At 70.8% G+C, this 19982-nt stretch carries 4 protein-coding genes; all 4 read left to right on the top strand.

Annotation, left to right across the window (positions count from 1 at the left end):
• The first annotated feature begins 65 nt into the window (after positions 1 to 65).
• The 4 genes from ACIG5F_RS15670 to ACIG5F_RS15655 are packed head-to-tail and all read left to right on the top strand — an operon-like array spanning position 66 to position 19905.
• Positions 66 to 18194: an amino acid adenylation domain-containing protein gene (locus tag ACIG5F_RS15670; RefSeq protein ID WP_396518380.1), complete on the top strand. Its 18129-nt coding sequence runs from the start codon at positions 66 to 68 to the stop codon at positions 18192 to 18194.
• Positions 18195 to 18197: 3 nt separating this feature from the next.
• A complete protein-coding gene (panD, locus tag ACIG5F_RS15665; RefSeq protein WP_396518379.1) occupies positions 18198 to 18608 on the top strand; it encodes an aspartate 1-decarboxylase in 411 nt (136 codons plus the stop codon).
• A 50-nt stretch (positions 18609 to 18658) separates the two neighbouring features.
• Positions 18659 to 19684 carry an ABC transporter substrate-binding protein gene (locus tag ACIG5F_RS15660; protein WP_396518378.1) on the top strand — a complete coding sequence of 342 codons (1026 nt, stop codon included), beginning with the start codon at positions 18659 to 18661 and terminating at the stop codon, positions 19682 to 19684.
• Positions 19685 to 19695: 11 nt separating this feature from the next.
• A complete protein-coding gene (locus ACIG5F_RS15655) occupies positions 19696 to 19905 on the top strand; it encodes an MbtH family protein (RefSeq protein ID WP_396518377.1) in 210 nt (69 codons plus the stop codon).
• Positions 19906 to 19982: the final 77 nt, after the last annotated feature.

Below are 19982 nucleotides of genomic sequence, written 5' to 3'. Positions count from 1 at the left end.
TTGTTAGGGTCACCTAAGTTTGTGCCCGGTCGTGGGCACCGTGAGCAGCGAGAGGCTGGTTATCGGTGAGCAACGGTGACGCTGTGCAACAGGTCGCGGACCTCGGGTTCTGGCTTGATCGCCTGGCCACCGCCCCGAAGGAGCTCCTGCTGCCCGTGGACCGGCCGCACCCGGCCGAGCCGACCCCGCCGAGGGCGGTGCGCACTCGGCAGCTGGCGTTGGCCGACCGGCTGACCGGCGACCGGCAGGCGACGCTGATGGCGGCGTTCGTGGTGTTGCTGCACCGCTATGCCGGCACTGCCGACATCGTCTTCGGCACCGGCTCGCTGGTGCCGGTTCGCGTCGATCTCGGCGGTTCGCCCGGCTTCGCCGACGTCGTCGCGCGGGTGCGGGCCGCCCATGCCGAGGCGATCGCCCACCAGGTTCCGTTCGACGAGCTGGTCGGCGAGTTGCAGCCGGAGCAGAGTCGCGGCGGCGCGGTGCTGGTGAACGTCGGCTTCGCCGCCGAGACCGACCGCCCGCTGGATCTTGTGCTGTCGTTGGACGGCGCCGTGCTCGCCGCCCATTACCGCGAGGACGTGCTCGATGCGTCCACAGTGGACCGGATGCTGCGGCACTTCGAGCAGTTGCTGGCCGACGGCCTCGACCGTCCACAGTGCCCGGTCGGGCAGCTGAACCTGTTGTCGGATGACGAAACCCGGCAGCTGCTGGTCGAGTGGAACGACACCGATCTGAGCACGCCGCTGGCGACGCTGCCGGAGCTGTTCGCGGCCCGCGTCGCCGAAGCGCCGGACGCGGTCGCGCTGGTGTTCGGCGACCGGCAGCTGACCTACCGCGAGCTCGACGCCTGGGCCAACCGCTTGGCCCACGTGCTGATCGGCCACGGCGCCGGCCCCGAGCGCGTGGTCGCGCTGGCGGTCCCGCGGTCGATGGAGATGATCGTCGCCGAGCTGGCCGTGCTCAAGGCCGGTGCCGCGTACCTGCCGCTGGATCAGGACTATCCGGCCGAGCGCATCGCGTTCATGGTCTCCGACGCCGGGCCCGTGTGTGTGGTGACCACGCGCGAGCTGGCCGACCGTTTCGACGGCGACGTCGTGCTGCTGGACGAGCTCGACCTGACCACCGCCCCGGCCACTGATCCCGCGGCCGCGATCGTGCCGGCCAACGCCGCCTATGTGATCTACACGTCTGGTTCTACCGGGCGTCCCAAGGGTGTTGTGCTCCAGCACTCCGGTGTCGCCAAGTTGGTGGCGACGCAGGTGGAGCGGTTCGGGGTGGGGTCGCGGAGCCGGGTGTTGCAGTTCGCGTCGCCGAGTTTCGACGTGGCGTTCTGGGATCTGTGTCTGGGTTTGCTGTCCGGTGGGCGGCTTGTCGTTGTCCCGTCGGAACTTCGCTTTCCCGGGGCCGGGCTGGTGGAGTACGCCCACGCCCACGAGGTGAACTTCATGATCCTGCCGCCGGCGCTGCTGGCGGAGATCCCGGAGGATCTTGACCTTCCTCGGGATAGTGTGCTGCTGGCGGGCACCGAGCGTGTGTCGCCGGAGCTGGTTCGCCGTTGGGCTCCGGGTCGTCGGATGTTCAACGCTTACGGTCCGACTGAGGCGACGACCAATTCCACGCTTGGTCTGTGTGATCCGGCTAGTTCTCTTGTGCCGATTGGTGTTCCGGATCCGGGGACCAAGGCGTATGTGCTGGATGCGTCGCTGCGGCCGGTGCCGCCGGGTGTGGTCGGTGAGCTCTATCTGGCTGGTTCGGGTTTGGCGCGGGGGTATCTCGGTCGGGCGGCGTTGACGTCTGAGCGTTTTGTTGCGGATCCGTTCGGTGATGGTGGTCGTTTGTATCGGACCGGTGATCTGGTGCGGTGGTTGCCGGATGGTCGCTTGGTGTTTCTGGGTCGGGCCGATGACCAGGTGAAGATCCGGGGTTATCGGATCGAGCTCGGCGAGATCGAGTCGGTGGTGGCCGAGCACCCGCAGGTGGCCCAGTCGGTGGTGATCGCCCGGGACGGTCGCCTGATCGCCTACGCGGTGCCGGCCGCGACCCGCGACGAGAAGTCCGAGCTTGATCACGTCGGCGAATGGCGTGAACTGCACCAGGACGTGTTCACCGACGCGGCGGCCGGTGGCATGGAGGAGAACTTCGCCGGCTGGAACTCCAGCTACGACGGCACTCCCATCCCGCTCGACGAGATGCGGGAGTGGCACGCGGCGACCATTGACCGGATCTCGTCGCTGAACCCGAAGCGGGTGCTGGAGATCGGCGTCGGCTCCGGCCTGATCCTGTCCCGGATCGCCCCTATCGCCGACGAGTACTGGGGTGTCGACCTCTCGGCCGAGGCGATCGCCAACCTGCGCCGGGAGATGCCGCCCGAGTTGGCGGCCAAGGTGCACCTCGCGGCCCGTCCCGCCCATGATCTGGGCCAGTTGCCGGCCGAGCCGTTCGACACCGTGGTCATCAACTCCGTCGCGCAGTACTTCCCGAGCGCGGCGTACCTGGCCGAGGTCATTCGAACAGCCGCCGCCCACCTCGCCCCCGGCGGCGTGATCTTCCTCGGCGACATCCGTAACCTCCGCTCGCTCAAGGCTTTCCGGACCGCGACCGAGCTCAGGCACGGCCGCCGCACGGTGGCGGCGGTGGACCAGGCGATCGCCCGCGAGGGCGAACTCGTGCTCGACCCCGACTTCTTCACCGGCTTCGCCGGCCTCGACGACGTCGACGTCCTGGTCAAGCGCGGCGTCGCCCACAACGAGCTCACCCGGCACCGCTACGACGTGGTTCTGCGCAAGGCTTCCCGGCCGGCCGCGCCCGAGGAGAAGGTTGTTCCGTTCACCTCGATCGACGAGTTGGCGGACGTTCTCCAGGGGCAGGTGTCTCGGTTGCGGGTGACTGGTGTGCCGGATGCGCGCCTGTCGGGGGAGTTGGCGGCGGTCCGCGCGCTGTACGAGGCGAACCCGGGTTTGGGTCTTACCGCGCTTGATGAGCGTTCCGGGATTGATCCGGAGGATCTGCACCGGCTTGGGGAGCGGGCGGGTTTCCGGGTGGCTGTCACGGTGACGGCCGAGGCCGGTGAGCTGGAGGCCGTCTTCACGAAGGGGGAGGACGGCCCCGCTTACCGGCCGGGGGCGGCGAAGGCCGCGTACGCGAACAACCCGGCGGCCCGGCGCACGAACACCGCGCTGGTGTCGGCGGTCCGGGCGCACGTGCGGGATCGGTTGCCGCAGTACATGGTGCCCTCGGCCTTCGTGGTGCTGGACCACCTGCCGGTGCTGGCCTCGGGCAAACTGGACCGCAACGCCCTACCCACGCCGGAACGGGCCACCGCCGGGCCCGGGCGGGCCGCGCGCAACCCCGTGGAGCAGTTGCTGTGCGAGCTTTTCGCGGACGTGCTCGACGTGCCGGGCATCGGGCCGGAGGACGATTTCTTCGAGCTGGGCGGGCATTCGCTGATGGCCACCCGGCTGATCCAGCGGATCCGCTCGGCCATCGGGGCCGAGGTGTCGGTGCGGGCGGTGTTCGACGCGCCGACCCCCGCCGCGCTCTCCGACCTGCTGGCCGGGACGGTGTCGGGCACCGCGAGGCCGCCGCTGACCCGGGCCGAGCGGCCGGCGCAGTGCCCGCTTTCCTTTGCCCAGCAACGACTGTGGTTCCTGCACCGCCTTGAGGGCGGCTCCGCGACCTACAACGTCCCATTCGTGCTGCGGCTCAACGGAGAGCTCGACGTCGAGGCGCTCCGGGCGGCCCTGGCCGACGTGCTCGACCGGCACGAGTCGCTGCGGACCATCTTCCCGACCGCCGATGGCGTGCCGTATCAACACATCCTGCCCTCGGCCGAGATCGAGCTGGCCGTGCGGCCGGTGGCGGAGTCCGAAGTGGACGCCGCCGTGGACGACCTGGTCCGCCGCGTGTTCGACCTGGAGTCCGGCCCGGTCGTCCGGGCTGAGCTGCTGGAGATCGACCAGAGCCGGCACGTGTTCGTGCTTGTGGTGCATCACATCGCCGCCGACGGCTGGTCGATCGCCCCGTTGTGGCGGGACATCGCCCGGGCCTATGCGGCTCGGCGGTCGGGCTCGACTCCACAATGGACCGAGCTGCCGGTGCAGTACGCGGACTATGCCCTGTGGCAGCGGGAGATCCTGGCCGGCGAGGAGGCCGCGCAGCTGGCGTACTGGCGCAAGGCCCTCGACGGGCTGCCCGCGCGCATCGCGCTGCCGGTTGACCGGCCGCACCCCTCGGTCTCCTCGTACCGGGGCGAGTTCCTCACCTTCGTCTGGGATTCTGATGTCCATGCCGGCCTGGCCGAGCTGGCCCGGGCCTGTGGGGCCAGCGTGTTCATGGTCGTGCACGCGGGGTTGACGGCCTTGTTGTCCCGGTTGGGCGGCGGCGCCGACATTCCCATCGGCACGCCGATCGCCGGCCGGACCGACCAGGCGCTCGACGACCTGGTCGGGTTCTTCGTGAACACGTTGGTGCTGCGGGTGAACACCGGCGGCGACCCGACCTTCCGGGATCTTGTCGCCCGGGTTCGCGAGCGCGGCCTGGATGCCTACGCGCATCAGGACGTGCCGTTCGAGCGACTGGTCGAGGCGCTGAACCCGGCGCGGTCGCTGGCCTATCACCCGTTGTTCCAGACGATGTTGGCCTGGCAGAACGCGCCGGCGTCCGATGTGGAGCTGCCGGGCCTGAGCGTGACCGAGCAGCCGGTCGGCACCGGCACGGCCAAGTTCGACCTGTGGATCTCCTTCACCGAACAGGCCGACGGCCTGCACGGCCAGACCGAGTTCAACGCCGAGGTCTTCGACCGGGTCACCGTGACCGCGCTGCTGAACCGGCTGGTGGTGCTGCTGCGCCAGGCCGTGGTGAACCCGGACCGTCGGATCGGCGGCCTGGACGTGCTGACTGCGACCGAGCGGGACCGCCTGGAAACGGTGTGGTCCGGGGATGTTCGGGAAGTTCCGGCGATCACGGTGCCGGAGCTGTTCGCCGCGCAGGTCCGGCGCACGCCTGACCACCCGGCCCTGTACTTCGAGGGGGAACAGCTCAGTTACGCCGAGCTGGACGCCGCCTCCGACCGGCTCGCGCACGCCCTGATCGCGCGCGGGGCCGGCCCGGAGCGGGTGGTCGCGCTGGCGCTGCCGCGTTCGGTGCACCTGGTGGTGTCCATCCTCGCCGTGCTCAAGTCGGGGGCCGCATACCTGCCACTCGACCCGGGCTATCCGGCCGACCGCATCGAATTCATGCTGGGCGACGCGAATCCGGCGCTGGTGCTGGCCGTCGCCGAGACCAGCGTGCCCGGCGCGCTGCTGCTGGACGATCCGGCGACCGTCGACGAACTGGCCGGGCTGCCGGCGACTCCGCCGCGCGATGCCGTGCTGCGGCCGGAGAACCCGGCCTACGTGATCTACACTTCCGGCTCCACCGGCCGGCCCAAGGGCGTTGTCGTGCCGCACGCCGGCATCGTCAACCGTCTACTGTGGATGCAGCACGAGTACGGCCTCGGCCCCGACGACAAGGTGTTGCAGAAGACGCCGTCCAGCTTCGACGTCTCGGTCTGGGAGTTCCTCTGGCCGCTGATCGTCGGGGCCACCGAGGTGGTTGCCCGGCCGGACGGCCACAAGGATCCGACCTATCTCGCCGGCCTGATCCGCGACCAGCGGGTCACCACCGTCCACTTCGTGCCGTCGATGCTCCAGGTCTTCCTCCAGGAGCCGGCCGCCGCCGAATGCACGAGCCTGCGCCGGGTGGTGTGCAGCGGCGAGGCGCTGCCACCCGAGGCGGTCGCCCAGTTCCACCGCACCCTCAACGCCGAGCTGCACAATCTGTACGGCCCCACTGAGGCTTCGGTCGACGTCACCGCGTGGCAGACGTCCACTGTGGACGCAAGCGTGCCGATCGGCCGGCCGGTGTGGAACACCCGCACCTACGTGCTCGACGCCGCGCTGCGCCCGGTCCCGCCGGGCACCCCGGGGGAGCTGTACCTGGCCGGCGTCCAGCTGGCCCGCGGCTACCTCGGCCGCACCGCGCTGACCTCGGAGCGGTTCGTCGCCGATCCGTTTGGAACTCCGGGTTCACGCATGTACCGCACCGGCGACCTGGCCCGGTTCCGCCCCGACGGGGTGCTGGAATTCCTTGGCCGGGGCGATGAGCAGGTCAAGATCCGCGGTTTCCGCATCGAGCCGGGGGAGATTGCCGCCACCCTCGCCGCCCACGACGGCGTCGCCCACGCCGTGGTCGTGCCGCGCGAGGACCGGCCCGGCGATGTCCGGCTCGTCGGCTACGTCGTGCCGGCGGCCGAAGATGCCGAGCCGGCGGCGCAGACCGAGCAGATCGGCGAGTGGCGCGAGCTCTACGACTCCATGTATGCGGTATCGACAGATTTGGGGCAAAGCCAGGAGGGCGACGACTTCACCGGCTGGGATTCCAGCTACACCGGCGAACCCATCCCGCTGGCCGAGATGCGCGAGTGGCGGGACGCGGTGGTGGACCGCATCCGCGAGCTGCGGCCGCGCCGGGTCCTGGAGCTCGGCGTCGGCACCGGCCTGTTGCTGACCGAGCTGGCGCCCGAGTGCGAAAGCTATTGGGGCACCGACTTCTCGGCCGAGGTCATCGCGTCGCTGGGCCGGCGGGTCGCCGCCGACCCGAGGCTGGCCGGCCGGGTCGAGCTGCGCACCGCCGACGCCGCCGACCTCTCCGAGCTGCCGGCCGGGTTCTTCGACGTCGTCGTGCTCAACTCCGTCGTCCAGTACTTCCCGAGCGGGACCTACCTGCTCGACGTGCTGCGCGGCGCGCTGAACATCGTCGCCCCCGGCGGCGCGGTGGTCATCGGCGACGTCCGCGACCTGCGCCAGGTGCGGGCCTTCCACACCGCCGTGGCCCGGGCCCGGGGCGAGGAGGACCGCGTCGAGCAGCGGCTGCTGCGGGAGAAGGAACTCCTGGTGGCGCCGGAGTTCTTCGCCGGCCTCGACGGGATCGCCGGGGCCGACGTCCGGGTCAAGCGAGGGCGGGCGGTCAACGAGCTCACCCAGTACCGCTACGACGTCGTCCTGCACACCGATCCGGCCCGGGTGTGCCCGGTGCCGGCGGCCGCCCTGGACTGGGGTGTCGATGTGTCCACAGTGGACGAGGTGGCGGCGCTGCTCCAGGACGACAGCGAGCTCCGCATCAACGGCGTGCCCAACGGCCGGACCGCCGAGAACGGCATCGACCCCGAGACCTGGTACCAGCTGGGCGCGGTGGTGACCTGGTCCGCCACCGGCGACGGCTCGGTGGACGTCGTGTTCGCCGCCGATGACCGGTTCCCAGTCGGCGCGTTCCGGCCCGGCATCGAGCAGCCGTTGTCCTACACCGGAAACCCCGGCCGCTTCCGCCGGATCACCGCCCTGTCCACGGAACTGCGGGCGCTGGCGCAGGACCGGCTGCCGGAGCACATGGTGCCGTCGGCGATCGTCGTGCTCGACGCCTTGCCGGTCACGGCCAACGGCAAGCTCGACCGCCGGGCCCTGCCCTCGCCGGACCCGGTGGCCCCGACCTCGGAGCGCGAGCCGGCGACCCCGGCCGAGCGGCAGCTGTGCGAGCTGTTCGCTGACGTCCTCGGCCTGCCCAAGGTCGGCCCGGACGACAGTTTCTTCGAGCTGGGCGGGCATTCGCTGCTGGCCACCCGCCTGATCGCCCGCATCCGGACCGCCTTCGACGTGCAGCTGGAAGTGCGCTCGGTGTTCGAGACGCCGACCGCCGCCGGCCTGGCCGGCCTGCTCGGCGCAGCCGGTTCGGCCGCGCGACCGGCGCTGACCCGGCGGGACCGCCCGGAACTGGTGCCGCTGTCCGGCGCTCAGCGGCGGCTGTGGTTCCTGGACAGCCTGGAAGGACCGTCCGCGACCTACAACGTGCCGCTGATCATGCGGCTCGAAGGCGACATCGACGTTGTGGCGATGGACGCCGCACTGTCCGATGTGGTCGGTCGGCACGAGGCGTTGCGCACGAGGTTCCCGCAGCGCGACGGCGTGCCGTACCAGGACATTCTGGACGACGCCGGGGTACGCCTGCGGGTCCGCGACATCGCCCCGGACGAGTTCGACGAGGTCCTGACCGGCTTGGTCCGGGGGCCGTTCGACCTCGAACGACACGTGCCGATGCGAGCGGAGCTGCTGCGGCTGGGCGCGCGGGAACACGTGCTGGCCCTGGTGTTCCACCACATCGCCTCCGACGGCTGGTCGATGGCCCCGCTGTGGAGGGACATCGCCGCCGCCTACACGGCTCGCCGCGCCGGCAAGGCTCCACAGTGGACCGATTTGCCGGTGCAGTACGCGGACTACACGCTGTGGCAGGAGGAGCTGCTCGGCGGCGAGGACGACCCGGACAGCGCGCTGTCGGCCCAGCTGGACTACTGGCGAAGCACGCTGGAGGGCCTGCCGGACCGGATCGAACTGCCGCTGGACCGGCCGCACCCGGCAACCGCCACGTTCAAGGGCGAACTGCACACCTTCGACTGGGACGCCGACCTACACGCCGGCCTGGCGGCGCTGGCGCGCGAGTGCGGGGCGAGCGTGTTCATGGTCGTGCACGCCGCTTTGGCCGCGCTGCTGACGCGGCTGGGCGCGGGCACCGATGTGCCGATCGGCTCGCCGATCGCCGGCCGGACCGACGAGGCGCTGGACGACCTGGTCGGCTTCTTCGTGAACACGTTGGTGCTGCGGGTCGACACCTCCAGCGAGCCGTCGTTCCGCGAGCTGGTGGCCCGGGTCCGCGAGCGCAACCTCGATGCCTACGCGCACCAGGACGTGCCGTTCGAGCGGCTGGTCGAGGTGCTCAACCCGACCCGTTCGCTGTCGTACCACCCGCTGTTCCAGGTGATGATCGCCGGCCAGAACAACGCGCGGGCCGAGGTGGTGCTGCCCGGCCTGACCGTCACCGAGGTCCCGGTGACCACCGGCACGTCCAAGTTCGACCTGTCGATCTCGCTGACCGAGCGGGACGCGGGCATCGCCGGTGTGCTGGAGTTCAACAACGACGTGTTCGACCACGCCGGCGCCGACGCGATCCTGCGCCGCCTGGAAGTGTTGCTGCGGGCCGCCTTGGCCGCGCCGGACCGCCCGGTCGGGGCGCTGGACCTGCTGGCCGGCGACGAGCGCGATCGGGTGCTGACGCAGTGGGCCGGCAGTCTGGAGCCGGCCGGCGCCGAGACCTTCCCCGGCCTGTTCGCCGCCCAGGTGCTGGCCCGGCCGGACGAGGTCGCGCTGGTCTTCGACGACCGGCGGCTCACCTACGCCGAGCTCAACGCCGAAGCCAATCGTTTGGCACACCTGCTGATCGCCCGGGGCGCGGGCCCGGAGCGGGTGGTCGGGCTGGCGGTGCCGCGGTCGATCGAGATGATCGTCGCCGAGCTGGCGGTGCTGAAGGCCGGCGCGGCCTACCTGCCGCTGGACGCCGACTATCCGGCCGACCGCATCGAGTTCATGGTCGAGGACTCGGCCCCGGTCTGCGTCGTCACCACACCTGAGGTGGCGGCCAAGCTGCCGGCCGAGGTGCCGACGGTGTTCACGGACGACCTGGCCCTGCCGTTGATGTCCACTATGGACCCTGAGGTCGACGTGCGGCCGGCCAACGCCGCGTACGTCATCTACACCTCGGGATCCTCGGGCCGCCCCAAGGGTGTTGTGCTCCAGCACTCCGGCGTGGCCAAGTTGGTGGCGACGCAGGTGGAGCGGTTCGGGGTGGGGCCGCGGAGCCGGGTGTTGCAGTTCGCGTCGCCGAGTTTCGACGTGGCGTTCTGGGACCTGTGCCTGGGACTCCTGTCCGGCGGTCGGCTCGTCGTCGTGCCGTCCGAGCTGCGGTTCCCCGGCGCGGCGCTGGTCGACTACGCGTTCGCCAACGACGTCAACTTCATGATCCTGCCGCCGGCGCTGCTGGCCGAGATGCCGGAGGATCTTGACCTTCCTCGGGATAGTGTGCTGCTGGCCGGTACCGAGCGTGTGTCGCCGGAGCTGGTTCGCCGTTGGGCTCCGGGTCGTCGGATGTTCAACGCTTACGGTCCGACTGAGGCGACGACCAATTCCACGCTCGGCCTGTGTGATCCGGCCAGTCCCATTGTGCCGATTGGTGTTCCGGATCCGGGGACCAAGGCGTATGTGCTGGATGCGTCGCTGCGGCCGGTGCCGCCGGGTGTGGTCGGTGAGCTCTATCTGGCTGGTTCGGGTTTGGCGCGGGGGTATCTCGGCCGTGCGGCGTTGACGTCTGAGCGTTTTGTCGCGGATCCGTTCGGTGATGGTGGTCGCTTGTATCGGACCGGTGATCTGGTGCGGTGGTTGTCGGATGGTCGCTTGGTGTTTCTGGGTCGGGCCGATGACCAGGTGAAGATCCGGGGTTATCGGATCGAGCTCGGCGAGATCGAGTCGGTCATCGTCGAGCACGAGCGCATCGGGCAGTCGGTGGTGATCGCCCAGGACGGCAAGCTGATCGCCTACGCGGTGCCGGTGGCCGGCCGCGACGAGGAATCCGAGCTCGATCACGTCGGCGAATGGCACGAGTTGCACGAGAACGTGTTCACCGACGCGGCGGCCGGTGGCATGGAGGAGAACTTCGCCGGCTGGAACTCCAGCTACGACGGCACTCCCATCCCGCTCGACGACATGCGGGAGTGGCACGCGGCGACCATCGACCGCATCTCTTCCTTAAACCCCCGCCGGGTGCTGGAGATCGGCGTCGGCTCGGGCCTGATCCTGTCCCGGATCGCCCCGATCGCCGACGAGTACTGGGGCGTCGACCTGTCCGAGAAGGCGATCGCCAACCTGCGCCGGGAGATGCCGCCCGAGCTGGCGGCCAAGGTGCACCTGGCCGCGCGGCCGGCCCACGACCTGGGTGAGCTGCCGGACGAGCCGTTCGACACCGTGATCATCAACTCCGTCGCCCAGTACTTCCCGAGTACCGACTACTTGGCCGAGGTCATCCGCGCGGCGGCCGCGCGGGTCCGGCCGGGCGGCGTGATCTTCATGGGCGACATCCGTAACCTCCGCTCGCTGCGGGCCTTCCGGACTGCCACTGAACTCCGGCACGGTCGCCGCACGGTCGCGGCTGTTGATCAGGCGATCGCTCGTGAGGGTGAGCTCGTGCTCGACCCCGACTTCTTCGCTGGCTTCGCCGGCCTCGACGATGTCGATGTCCTGGTCAAGCGCGGCGTCGCCCACAACGAGCTCACCCGGCACCGTTACGACGTGGTTCTGCGCAAGGCTTCCCGGCCGGCGGCGCCCGAGGAGAAGGTTGTTCCGTTCACCTCGATCGACGAGTTGGCGGACGTTCTCCAGGGGCGGGTGTCTCGGTTGCGGGTGACTGGTGTGCCGGATGCGCGCCTGTCGGGGGAGTTGGCGGCGGTCCGCGCGCTGTACGAGGCGAACCCGGGTTTGGGTCTTACCGCGCTTGATGATCGTTCTGGGATTGATCCGGAGGATCTGCACCGGCTTGGGGAGCGGGCGGGTTTCCGGGTGGCTGTCACGGTGACGGCCGAGGCCGGTGAGCTGGAGGCCGTCTTCACCACCGGCGAGCCGACGCGGATCTACCGCTCCCGCGCCGCTCGCACCGCCCTGGGCAACAACCCCGTGGGGCAACGGGACACCAGTGCGCTGGTCTCCTCGCTGCGGGCCCACGTGCGGGATCGGTTGCCGCAGTACATGGTGCCCTCGGCCTTCGTGGTGCTGGACCGACTGCCGCTGCTGGCTTCCGGCAAGCTCGACCGGCGGGCGTTGCCGAGCCCGGACCAGCAGGCGATCACGTCCGGCCGTGCGCCGCGGACCCCGGTGGAAGAGGTGCTCTGCGGCCTGTTCGCCGAGGTCCTGGACGCCCGGTCGATCGGCATCGACGACGACTTCTTCGCCCTGGGCGGCCATTCGCTGATGGCTACTCGCCTGGTCGCGCGGCTGCGGGCGGTGTTCGGCGTCGAGTTGCCGGTGCGGTCGGTGTTCGAGACGCCGACCGTCGCCGGCCTCGCCGCGCTACTGTCCACTGCGGACTCGTCGACGACCCGCCCGGCGCTGGTGCGGGTCGAGCCGCGACCCGAGGTGCTGCCGCTGTCCTTCGCCCAGCAGCGCCTGTGGTTCCTGCACCGGCTCGAAGGGCCGTCGCCGACGTACAACATGCCGACGGCGGTCCGGCTCAACGGCGTGCTCGACGTCGAGGCGCTGCACTTCGCGCTGACCGACGTGATCACCCGGCACGAGGCGCTGCGCACCGTGTTCCCGGAGATCGACGGTGAGGCCCGACAGCTGGTCGTCGAGGACGTGACGGTGGCGCTGCCGGTCCACCGGGTCACCGAGGCCACGCTGGCGGCCGCGGTGTCCGAGGCGGCCAACACCGTGTTCCAGCTGGAATCGGAGATCCCGCTCCGGGCCACGTTGCTGAGCCTGGGGGAACGCGAGCACGTCCTGGTGCTGGTGTTCCACCACATCGCCTCCGACGGCTGGTCCACCGCCCCGCTGTGGCACGACCTGGCCGCCGCCTACACCGCCCGCCGGGCTGGCGATGCTCCACAGTGGACCAAACTGCCGGTGCAGTACGCGGACTACACGCTGTGGCAGCGGGAAGCCCTGTGCGAGTCGGTGATCGAGCCGCAGCTGGCCTACTGGCGGCAGGCCCTCGCCGACCTGCCGGAGCGGATCGAGCTGCCCACGACCCGGCCGCACCCGGCTGAGGCCTCCTACCGGGGCGAGCAGTTCGGCTTCGCCTGGGAACCCGAGCTCCACAGTGGAATCGTCGACCTGGCCCGCGCCTGTGGGGCCAGCGTGTTCATGGTCGTGCACGCCGGCCTGACGGCCCTGCTGTCGCGGTTGGGCGGCGGCGCCGACATCCCGATCGGCACCTCCATCGCCGGCCGGACCGATCAGGCCCTGGACGACCTGGTCGGGTTCTTCGTGAACACGTTGGTGCTGCGGGTGAACACCGGCGGCGACCCGTCCTTCCGGGACCTGGTGTCGCGGGTGCGGGACCGCAGCCTGGACGCCTACGCCCACCAGGACGTGCCGTTCGAGCGGCTGGTCGAGGCGCTGAACCCGGCGCGGTCGCTGGCCTACCACCCGCTGTTCCAGACCATGCTGGCCTGGCAGAACAACGCCGTCGCCGACATCGTGCTGCCCGGCCTGACCGTCACCGAGGAACCGGTGGGCACCGGCACCTCCCGGGCCGACCTGGTGTTCTTCGTCGGCGACCAGGGCGGCATCCGCGGCACCGCCGAGTACAACAGCGACGTCTTCGACCGAGCCGACGTGGAGGCGATCCTGGCCCGGCTGCGCGACTTGCTGCGCGCCGCCGTCGCGAACCCGGACGTCCGGATCGGCGATATCGACCTGCTGACCGAGGCCGAGCGAAACCTCCTGGTCGACGACACCGTGACGTCGTTGCCGGCGGAAACGGCCGGCGAGCTGTTCGCGGCCCAGGTCGCTCGCACTCCGGACGCCACCGCGCTGGTGATCGGTGCCGAGCGGCTGACCTACGCCGAAGTCGACGCCAGGGCCACGGAATTGGCCCGTGGGCTGCTGGCTCGGGGCGCCGGTCCGGAGCGGGTGGTGGCCATCGCGCTACCGCGGTCGGTCGAGCTGGTCACGGCGATCTTGGCCGTGCTCAAGACCGGCGCCGCCTACCTGCCGCTGGACCTGAACCACCCGGCCGAACGCATCGCGCTCATGCTCACCGATGCCGCCCCGCACCTGGTGATCGCCGAAGACGGCTTCGGCGACCGGCTCGTCCGCCCGGACGCGACCGGGCCGGAACCGTCGGCCTGGCCGGTGATCAGCGCGGACAACCCGTCGTACGTGATCTTCACGTCCGGCTCGACCGGCCGGCCCAAGGCGGTGGCCGGCACTCAGCGGGCGCTGGCCAACCGCCTGCACTGGGGCCGCGATCAGCTGGCCGGCGTGCGGATCGCCAAGAGCGCCTTGACGTTCATCGACGGCTCGACCGAACTGCTCGGCGGGCTCGTGGCCGGCGACCCGGTGATCCTGGCCGACGACGCCACCGCCACCGACCCGCTGGCCCTGGCCGACCTGGTCCGCCACAGCGGGGCCCAGGTGCTGACCGTGGTGCCCAGCCTGCTGGCCAGCTTCGTCGAGGACGCGCCGGCCGGCGCGTTCGAGTCCGTGACCACGTGGATCACCAGCGGCGAGGCGCTGTCCTCGACCCTGGCCGAGCGGGTGACCGCCCGGTGGCCGCAGGCCCGGCTGGTCAACCTCTACGGCTGCTCCGAGGCCACCGGCGACAGCCTCATGCACATGTGCACCAACGAGAACGGGGCCGTTCCGGTCGGCCGGCCCATCGCCAACACCCGGGCCTACGTCCTCGACGATCGACTCAACCCGGTGCCCCCGGGCGTTCGCGGCGAGCTCTACCTGGCCGGCGCCGGGCTGGCCCGGGGTTATCTGGGCCGCTCGGCCCTGACTGCCGAGCGCTTCCTGGCCGACCCGTTCGGGGAGCCGGGTTCCCGCATGTACCGCACCGGCGACCTCGTCCGCCGTCGGACCGATGGCTCGCTCGACTTCCTCGGCCGCGCCGACCAGCAAATCAAGATCCGCGGCTTCCGGGTCGAACCCGGTGAGGTGGAAGCGGTTCTGCTGACGGACCCGTCGGTGGCCAAGGCCGTGGTGATCGCCCGCGATGACCGGCCCGGCGACGTCCGCCTGGTGGCCTACGTCGAGCCCGCTGGTGATCCGGCCGCGCTGCGCAAGCTGGTAGCCGACCAGCTGCCCGAGTACCTGGTGCCGACCGCGGTTGTCGTCCTGCCGCAGTTCCCGGTGAACGCCAACGGGAAGCTGGACCGGCGAGCGCTCCCGGCCCCCGAGATCCAGGCCTCGGAGCGCACCGCCCGGACCCCGGTCGAGCAGGCGCTGTGCGAGCTGTTCGCCGACGTGCTGGGCGTGCCGGCGGTCGGCCCGGACGACGGATTCTTCGCGCTGGGCGGGCATTCGCTGCTGGCGACCCGCCTGGTCAGCCGGATCCGGGCCATGCTGGGCGTGGAAGCGCCGATCCGGGCGGTGTTCGACGCGCCGACACCGGCCCGGCTGGCCGAGCTGCTCGACCCGGGACGCGGCCGGCGGCCGGCGCTGACCCGGGCGACCCGGCCCGAGGTGCTGCCGCTTTCCTATGCGCAGCAACGACTGTGGTTCCTCGACCGGCTGGACGGCCGCACGCCCACGTACAACATCCCGTGGGCGTGGGAACTGACCGGCCGGGTCGACGCCGGGGCCCTGGCCCTGGCGCTGGCCGATGTCGTGGCGAGGCACGAGATCCTGCGCACGGTGATCGTCGAGGACGACGGCACGCCGCGACAGGTCGTGCTGCCCGAGGCCCGACCGGTGCTGGAAACCGCGTTGGTGAGCGAGAAGGACGTCGCCGGCCGGGTGGCCGAGGCGGCCGGGCACTGCTTCGAGCTGGACGCGGAGATCCCGGTGCGGGCCACGCTGGTGTCGACCGGGCCGGAACGGCACGTGTTCGTGCTGCTGGTGCACCACATCGCCGGCGACGGCTGGTCGCTGCCGCCGCTGAAGCGGGACCTCGACACCGCCTATGCGGCCCGCCGCCGAGGCGAGGCTCCACAGTGGACTCCGCTGCCGGTCCAGTACGTCGACTACACCTTGTGGCAGCGGGAGGTCTTCGGCCGCGCCGACGACCCGGACAGCCTGCTCGGTCAGCAGGCCGAGTTCTGGCGGGACACCCTCGCCGGCATCCCGGACGAGCTGACCCTGCCGGCCGACCGGCAGCGCCCGCCGCGCGCCACCAACCAGGGCGGGGCGGTGCCGTTCACCGTGCCGGCGGCCGTGCACCGTGGGCTGCGTGAACTCGCGAACGGCAGCGACACCAGCACGTTCATGGTGTTGCAGGCAGCGCTGGCCGCCCTGCTGACCAGGCTCGGCGCGGGCGTTGACATCCCGCTCGGCACTCCGGTGGCCGGCCGCACCGACCACGCGCTGGAGGACCTCGCCGGCTTCTTCGTCAACACGTTGGTGCTGCGCACCGACACCGCCGGCGACCCGACCTTCCGCCAGCTGCTGGCCCGGGTGCGCGAGGCCGACCTCGCCGCGTACGCCCACCAGGACCTGCCGTTCGAGCACCTGGTCGAGCTGCTCAACCCGCCCCGCTCGCTGGCCAGGCACCCGCTGTTCCAGGTCATGCTCGCCGTCTATCATTCGGCTGCGGGTAAGGAAAAGCTGATCGGGCTGCCATCGTCCTATCGGGACACCGGCCTGCGGCAGGCCAAGTTCGACCTGTCCTTCGACCTGGTCGAGACCGCCGGCGCGGACGGGATCGACGGCGAGCTGGAGTTCAGCCTCGACCTGTTCGACGAGTCCACCGCCCGCACGCTGACCGAACGCCTGGTGCGGCTGATGACCGCGGTCGTCGCCGACCCGGACCAGCCGCTGAGCCGCATCGATGTCCTCGAACCGGTTGAGCGGCAACGGATCCTGCACGAGTGGGGCGAGGGGCAGCCGCTCACCATGACCGCGCCGACGGTCGTGGACCGGCTGGCCGCGCAGACGGCGGCGACGCCCAACGCGACCGCGCTGAGCGATGCCCACGGCAGCGTCACCTTCGCCGAGTTCGCCGCCCGCACCGAGCGGCTGGCCCGGTGGCTGGCCTGCCACGGCGCGGCCCCGGAAACCGTGGTGGCCCTGGTGTTGCCGCGTTCCGCCATGGTGATCGAGGCGATCTTCGGCGTGCTCAAGTCGGGTGCCGCGTACCTGCCGGTCGACCCCGACCAGCCGGCCGAACGCATCGCCGCCGTCATCGAGGACTCCGGCGCCGCACTGGTGTTGACGACCAAGGCCTTCGGGCTTTCCGGCGATCGAGTCCTGTTCGTCGAGGACATTGTGGACAGTGACGCGGTGATCACACCGCCGGCCCCGGCGAACCCGGCCTACGTGCTCTACACGTCCGGCTCGACCGGCAAGCCCAAGGGCGTGGTCATCCCGCACTCCGGCCTGGTGAACCTGTTCCACAGCCACCGGGAAACCCTCTACCGGCCGGCGGTCGCCGCCGCCGGCGGACGGCAACTGAAGGTCGGGCACGCCTGGGCGTTCGCCTTCGACGCCTCATGGCAGCCGCAGCTGTGGATGCTGGACGGACACGAGGTGCACGTGGTCGACGACGACACCCGTCGAGACCCGGACCGCCTGGCCGCAGTGGTGATCGAGCGGGGTATCGACTTCATCGAGCTGACGCCGTCGCATTTCGCCCAGATCGCTGCCGCCGGCGTGATCAAGGACGGCCAGTGCTCGCTCGGCGTGGTCGGTGTCGGCGGCGAGGCCATTCCCCAGCCGCTGTGGGAAACCCTCCGCGAGCTGCCCGGGACCGAGGCCTACAACCTCTACGGCCCAACGGAAGCCACCGTTGACGCCCTCGTCGGCCGGGTGCGCGACGCCGATCGTCCGGTCGTCGGCCGGCCGGTCGGCAACGCCCAGGCCTACGTCCTCGACGAGCAGCTCAACCCCGTGCCCCCAGGCGTTCGCGGCGAGCTCTACATCGCCGGGGCCGGCCTGGCCCGCGGCTACCTCGGCCGCCCCGAGCTGACCGCCGAACGGTTCGTGGCCGATCCCTTCGGGGCTGCGGGCTCTCGCATGTACCGCACCGGCGACCTGGCGCGCTGGCGGGCCGACGGGCAGTTGGAGTACCTCGGCCGTGGCGACGACCAGGTCAAGATCCGCGGCTTCCGAATCGAGCCAGGCGAGATCGAGACCGTCCTATCGCGACACTCCGAGGTGGACCAGGCGCTGGTCGTCGTGCGTGAGGACCGGCCGGGGGACAAGCGCCTGGTCGCCTACACCACACCGGAAACGGCCGATCCGCGACGGCTGCGGGAGCACGTGGCCCGCTCGCTGCCGGAGTACATGGTGCCGGCGGCCATCGTCCCGCTCGCGGCGTTCCCCGTGACCCGCAACGGAAAGCTCGACAAGGCTGCGCTGCCCGTGCCCGACCTGGGGGCCCGCGGCCGGGCCCCCGAGACGCCGTTGGAGAAGTCCCTCTGCGAGGTGTTCGCCGAGGTGCTGGGCGCCGACTCCGTCGGCGCCGACGACGATCTGTTCAGCCTCGGCGGTCACTCCATGCTGCTGGTGGTCCTGCGCAACCGGATCACCGCACGGCTGGGGACCGAGATCCCGATCGCCGAGTTCTTCCGCACGCCCACCGCCGCCGGCCTCGCCGCGCTGCTGACCCGAGACCCGAGGTAGTCGATGCACCGCACCCTGATGAACGGCAAGATCCACCGGGCCACCGTGACCCAGGCCGATCTGCACTACGTCGGCTCGCTGACCATCGACGCCGACCTGATGGCCGCCGCCGACATCGTGGAGGGCGAGCGGGTCCAGGTCGTCGACATCACCAACGGCGCCCGCCTGGAGACCTATGCCATCACCGGCGAGGCCGGCTCCGGCGTGATCGGCGTCAACGGCGCGGCCGCGCACCTGGTGCACCCGGGCGACCTGGTGATCATCATCACCTACGCCCAGGTCGAGGAGTCGCAGCGGGCGCGGCACCGGCCCAACGTGGTGCACGTGGACGCCGACAACCGCCAGGTCCACTTCGGTCACGACCCGGCCGAGCCGGTGCCCGGGGCCGAGAAGCAGCTGTCCGGCCGGCGCTGACGGGACGTGAGTTAAGGTATGCCTACCCTAAGAACTGGCGAGAGGTGACCATGTCCGTGTTTCAAGGCGCCGCCGGGCTGAGCAGGCGCGGATTCCTGGTCGGGGCGGGCGGCGTCGCCGCCGCGCTGGCTCTCGCCGCGTGCGGCAACGGCGCGCAGTCCACCCCGGCCGCCTCGGGCGGCCCGTGGACGTTCACCGACGACCGCAACCAGAAGGTCTCCCGCGACCAGCGGCCCTCCCGGGTCGTGGCCTACGCCAGCTCGGCCGCCGCGCTGTGGGACTACGGCGTGCACCCGGTCGGCGTGTTCGGGCCGCAGAAGACCGCCGACGGCAAGAAGGAGGTGCAGGTCGGCAACGTGGACCTGAACTCCGAGACCTCCATCGGCAACGCCTGGGACGACTTCAGCATGGAGAAGTTCGTCGCCCTCAAGCCGGATCTGGTGGTCACCGGCCTGACCGGGACCAAGCCCACCGACCTGTGGGTGCTCAAGGACGACCTCGGCACCAAGGTGCAGGCCATCGCCCCGATCGCCGCGCTCTCCGAGTACAAAGTCACCTGGCCCAAGGTCATGCAGCGCTACGAGGACCTGGCCGTGGCGCTCGGCGGCGACGCCAAGTCCGCGACGATCACCAAGGCCAAGGCCGACTTCCAGCAGGCCTCCGACGACCTCAAGGCGGCCATCAAGGCCAAGCCGGGGCTGAAGGTCCTCGTCGTGTCCAGCGACAAGGACAACATGTACGTCTGCAAGCCGGAGTTCTTCGCCGACCTGTCGTACTACCGCGACCTGGGCATGGACCTGGTCGCCGGCGGCGGCCCCGACGACTACTTCGAGACCCTGAGCTGGGAGCAGGCCGGCAAGTACCCGGCCGACCTGATCCTGGTCGACAGCCGCACCTTCGCCCTGTCGCGCCAGCAGCTCGCCGCCATCCCCACCTGGGCCCAGCTGCCCGCCGTCAAGGCCAACCAGCTGGCCGACTGGTCCACCGAGCCCCGGTTCAACCCCGTGCTCGCCGCCCCGGTCATCCAGAAGATGGTCGAGGTCGTCCGCAACGCCCGCACCGACATCGTCGCCTGAGGAGGCCGGCCGTGACCAACCCGTTCGAGGACCAGGACGGCACCTACCTGGTGCTGGTCAACGCCGAGAACCAGCACAGCCTCTGGCCGGTGGCCGTGGACGTGCCGGCCGGCTGGACCACCGCCTTCGGCCCCGACGCCCGCCAGGCATGCCTGGACTACGTCGAGGCCAACTGGACCGACATGCGCCCCAAGTCCCTCGCCGACACCATGGACTCCTGACCGCCGCCCCCCAGACCGGCCCCCCGGGCCGCCCCCCGCACAGGCCCCATCGACGCTTGGAAGGGGGCTTTCCTCCA

It is taken from the genome of Kutzneria sp. NPDC052558 (assembly GCF_044547355.1).
Classification (GTDB): domain Bacteria; phylum Actinomycetota; class Actinomycetes; order Mycobacteriales; family Pseudonocardiaceae; genus Kutzneria.
This window is presented reverse-complemented; position numbering and strand designations above follow the sequence as displayed.